This window comes from Serratia sp. 506_PEND (assembly GCF_001076875.1).
Lineage (GTDB): Bacteria > Pseudomonadota > Gammaproteobacteria > Enterobacterales > Enterobacteriaceae > Serratia > Serratia marcescens.
The window spans coordinates 1-4,194 of the sequence record NZ_JVEL01000017.1 but is presented as its reverse complement, the minus strand read 5'-3'; the positions used below and the strand labels follow the sequence as shown (position 1 = coordinate 4,194).

Genomic DNA, 4,194 nt, shown 5'->3' with positions numbered 1-4,194 from the left:
ACCCAAGGCAAAGGGCTGATGCCGGACGGCACCACCCGCTTCTTCAAGGACGGCAAGCCGATCTTCCACTACATGGGCACCTCCACCTTCTCCGAATACACCGTGGTGCCGGAGATTTCACTGGCGAAAATCAACAAGGAAGCGCCGCTGGAAGAAGTGTGCCTGCTGGGCTGTGGCGTCACCACCGGCATGGGTGCGGTGATGAACACCGCCAAAGTGCAGCCGGGCGACACCGTGGCGATCTTCGGCCTGGGCGGCATCGGCCTGTCGGCGATCATCGGCGCGCAGATGGCCGGCGCGGGCCGCATCATCGGCATCGACATCAACACCAGCAAGTTCGATCTGGCGCGCAAGCTGGGCGCTACCGATCTGATCAACCCGAAAGACTATGACAAACCGATTCAGGAAGTGATCGTCGAGCTGACCGACGGCGGCGTCGACTTCTCCTTCGAGTGCATCGGCAACGTCAACGTGATGCGTTCCGCGCTGGAGTGCTGCCACAAGGGCTGGGGTGAATCGGTGATCATCGGCGTCGCGGGCGCCGGGGAAGAGATCTCGACCCGGCCGTTCCAGCTGGTCACCGGCCGCGTCTGGCGCGGTTCGGCATTCGGCGGCGTCAAGGGCCGTTCGCAGCTGCCGGGCATCGTCGAGCGCTATCTGGACGGCGAATTCGCGCTGAACGACTTTATTACCCACACCATGGGGCTGGAGCAGATCAACGAAGCGTTCGATTTGATGCACGAAGGCAAATCGATCCGTTCCGTCATCCACTTCGACAAATAAGCCAGGAGGCAGAGATGACGTTGTCATTGGAACTTCTCGAAGAGCACCGCATGTTCGGCGGCTGGCAACAGCGTTATCGCCACGCGGCGCAGAGCCTGAATTGCAACATGACATTCAGCATCTACCTGCCGCCGCCGCGCGATGACAACCCGCCGCCGGTGTTGTACTGGCTGTCGGGGCTGACCTGCAACGACGAGAATTTCACGTTGAAAGCCGGCGCGCAGCGCATCGCCGCCGAGCTGGGCCTGGTGCTGGTGATGCCGGACACCAGCCCGCGCGGCGACGAGGTGCCGAACGACGAAGGCTACGATCTGGGCCAGGGCGCCGGGTTCTACCTGAACGCCACCCAGGCGCCGTGGGATCGTCACTTCCGCATGTACGACTACATCAGCGCCGAACTGCCGGCGCTGATCGAACAGCACTTCAGCGTCAGCGATCGTCAGTCGATCTTCGGCCACTCGATGGGCGGCCACGGCGCGCTGATGATGGCGTTTCGCAATCCGCAGCGCTTCCGCTCGGTATCGGCCTTCGCGCCGATCGTCAACCCGTGCCAGGTGCCGTGGGGCCGCAAGGCGTTCACCGCCTATCTGGGCAGCGACGAGAGCCAGTGGCTGCAGTACGACAGCTGCCATCTGCTGGCCAGCGGCGCGGAAAAAATGCCGGTCCTTATCGATCAGGGCGATGACGACCAGTTCCTGGCCGATCAGCTGCAGCCGGCGCGGCTGGCCGAACTGGCGCGCCAGCGCGACTGGCCGCTGACGCTGCGCATTCAGCCGGGGTACGATCACAGCTACTTCACCATCGCCACCTTCGTGGAAGATCACCTGCGCTTCCACGCCGAGCACCTGTTCCGCTGATAAAAAATCCGGGCGGTTTAACCGCCCGGATTTCTTCAAAAGCCATCAATCAGAAAATCGATAGCGGCTTTAATTTGATTCCTGTGCTCATTGACATTACCAACGGCCTTCCCAATCTGCGAAATACGTACGGCAGCCATCTCATGCGTCATAACAAGAAACTTTTCGCCGTTGACCTCAATCTCCGGGCATAAACGTGCAGAAATTTTAACCCTGACGTTATCCAAAGCATAAAGAGGGATCATTAACCGGGTCGAGAGGACATCAATAAGATCGCTTTGAACGTCCAGTAAGTAGGGATAGGCTGATGCCGGATACGTATTGTCATATACGGTAATATTGCATGTTCAAAATGTCCGATATTCATCAGACAACAAACCATTTTCTTCAGTGATACGATTAAGTTCTTCTAACGCCGCGCGATTTTGCTCGCGCCACTGTTGAATCTCAATATCCCTGACGCGGACGCTCAATGCGTCTGTCAATACGGATGACACATTGACGCCCAGGGATTTTGCGCGCTGGAAAAGATCGCGATCGATGGTTACGTTGACTGTCTTTTTCGTCACATTGCTATTTGCCATATCCATACCTCATCCCTGTAATATACACGGGTCAAATTTTCATCAGTTATACTCGTAAAACAGGGGTATGCCAATTCAGCGATACCCTCACCCCTTCAATTTCGGATCGAGCGCGTCGCGCAATCCGTCGCCCAACAGGTTGAACGCCAGCACGGTGATGAATATCGCCAGGCTGGGGAAGATCGCCACGTGCGGCGCGATCACCATATCGGCGCGCGCTTCATTGAGCATCGCCCCCCACTCCGGCGTCGGCGGCTGGGCGCCCAGGCCCAAAAACGACAGGCTGGCGGCGGTGATGATCGAGGTGCCGATGCGCAGGGTGAAATAGACAACGATCGAAGACAGGGTGCCCGGCAGGATGTGCCGCAGGATGATGGTCCCGTCCGAGGCGCCGATGCTGCGCGCCGACTCGATATAGGTCAGGTGCTTCAGCACCAGCGTATTGCCACGCACCAGGCGGGCGAAGGCCGGAATGCTGAAGATCGCCACCGCGACGATCACGTTGGCCATGCCGCTGCCCATGATCGCCACCACGCCAATCGCCAGCAAAATGCCGGGAAACGCGAACAGCACGTCGCAGACGCGCATGGTGAGGCGATCCAACCAGCCCTCATAGTAGCCGGCCAGCAGCCCCAGCAGGGTGCCGATCGCCCCGCCCGCCAGCACCGAGAACACCCCGGCCGCCAGCGAAATGCGCGTGCCCATCAGGATGCGGCTGAAGATATCGCGCCCGAGGGAATCTACGCCCAGCCAGTGCACCAGCGAAGGCCCCTCATTCAGCCGGTCGTAATCGAAGTAATTTTCCGCATCGAACGGCGCCAGATAAGGCGCCAGCAGCGCCGCCGCAATCAGCAGCAGCACCAACAGGCCGGCGACCAGCGCCGCCCGCTGACGGCGAAAACGCCGCCAAAACTCACCCCACGGCGTGCGTACCGCGTTAGGGTCGATAAGCGGCATCGCCTTCAGTGCGGCGTTGCGCCGCCAATGCTTAATCATGCCGCATCCTCATTGGTAACGAATCGCCGGGTTGATCGCCGCGTACAGCATATCCACCAGCAGGTTGATCAGGATGAACTCCAGCGAGAACAGCAGCACCTCGGCCTGGATCACCGGGTAATCGCGCATCTCCACCGAATCCACCAGCAAGCGCCCCAGCCCCGGCCAGTTGAATACCTTCTCCACCACGATCGAACCGCCGAGCAGGAAGCCGAACTGCAGCCCCATCATGGTCACTACCGGGATCATCGCGTTGCGCAGGCCGTGTTTCATCACCACCACGCTTTCCCGCACGCCCTTGGCGCGCGCGGTGCGCATGTAGTCCTCCTGCAACACCTCGACGAACGAAGCGCGGGTGAAGCGCGCCATCACCGCCGCCACCGCCGCCCCCAGGGTGATCGAAGGCAGAATGTAGTGCCGCCAGCTGTCGGCGCCCACCGTCGGCAGCCACCCCAGCTCGACCGAGAACACCTGCATCAGCAGCATGCCGAGCGCAAAGGCCGGGAACGAGATCCCCGACACCGCCAGCGTCATGCCGAGGCGATCCGGCCAGCGGTTGCGCCACACCGCCGACACCACGCCAATCGCCAGACCGAACGCCACCGCCCACAGCATGCTGGCGACGGTCAGCCAGAAGGTCGGCATAAAGCGCGAGGCGATCTCTTCGCTCACCGGGCGCTTGGACACCATCGAGATGCCGAAGTCGCCCCGCAGCGCGTTGCCGAAGAAGTGCGCGAACTGCTGCGGCAGCGGCTTATCCAGCCCCAAATCCTTGCGCACCAGCTGCACCACCGCCTCGTCGGCCTCCGGCCCCGCCGCCAACCGCGCCGGATCGCCCGGCAGCAGGTGGACGAACAGGAACACCAGCACCGCCACAATCAGCAGCGTCGGGATCAGACCCAGCAGTCGTTTCAGAAAATAATTGAGCATCTCATTCCTTCCCCCGCCCGCCGCCGTCGGGCCGCAGGCGGGGA

Annotated in this window: 6 protein-coding genes; 2 read left to right on the top strand and 4 right to left on the bottom strand. The window is 61.2% G+C overall.

From position 1 onward, the window contains the following. Together ADK28_RS00585 and fghA are read left to right on the top strand one after the other, a co-directional pair. Positions 1–783: zinc-binding dehydrogenase (locus tag ADK28_RS00585; RefSeq protein WP_048794610.1), on the top strand; the 783-nt coding region annotated here is incomplete at its 5' end. 14 nt (positions 784–797) lie between these two features. Beyond that, complete coding sequence (fghA, locus tag ADK28_RS00580) at positions 798–1,640, top strand: S-formylglutathione hydrolase (protein ID WP_015377214.1); 843 nt, start codon at positions 798–800, stop codon at positions 1,638–1,640. Between the two features lie 35 nt (positions 1,641–1,675). Here the strand turns inward: fghA and ADK28_RS00575 are convergent, their stop codons facing one another. The 4 genes from ADK28_RS00575 to gsiC form a co-directional block, all read right to left on the bottom strand. Further along, a complete protein-coding gene (locus ADK28_RS00575) occupies positions 1,676–1,978 on the bottom strand; it encodes a CcdB family protein (RefSeq protein WP_028127948.1) in 303 nt (100 codons plus the stop codon). 9 nt (positions 1,979–1,987) lie between these two features. After that, the gene (locus ADK28_RS00570; RefSeq protein WP_079449478.1) at positions 1,988–2,230 is read right to left on the bottom strand and encodes a type II toxin-antitoxin system CcdA family antitoxin; all 243 of its coding nucleotides are present in this window, start codon (positions 2,228–2,230) and stop codon (positions 1,988–1,990) included. Between the two features lie 81 nt (positions 2,231–2,311). Then, complete coding sequence (gsiD, locus tag ADK28_RS00565) at positions 2,312–3,220, bottom strand: glutathione ABC transporter permease GsiD (protein WP_193392108.1); 909 nt, start codon at positions 3,218–3,220, stop codon at positions 2,312–2,314. A 9-nt stretch (positions 3,221–3,229) separates the two neighbouring features. After that, positions 3,230–4,150 (bottom strand): glutathione ABC transporter permease GsiC, encoded by a 921-nt coding sequence (gene gsiC / locus ADK28_RS00560; protein ID WP_016928458.1) that lies wholly within the window; start codon positions 4,148–4,150, stop codon positions 3,230–3,232. Positions 4,151–4,194 lie beyond the last annotated feature (44 nt).

Bases quoted from the DNA above. Each gene is read 5' to 3' on its own strand.
- gsiC (WP_016928458.1), bottom strand. From the start codon at position 4,150: ATGCTCAATTATTTTCTGAAACGACTGCTGGGTCTGATCCCGACGCTG.
- ADK28_RS00570 (WP_079449478.1), bottom strand. From the start codon at position 2,230: ATGGATATGGCAAATAGCAATGTGACGAAAAAGACAGTCAACGTAACC.
- gsiD (WP_193392108.1), bottom strand. From the start codon at position 3,220: ATGATTAAGCATTGGCGGCGCAACGCCGCACTGAAGGCGATGCCGCTT.
- fghA (WP_015377214.1), top strand. From the start codon at position 798: ATGACGTTGTCATTGGAACTTCTCGAAGAGCACCGCATGTTCGGCGGC.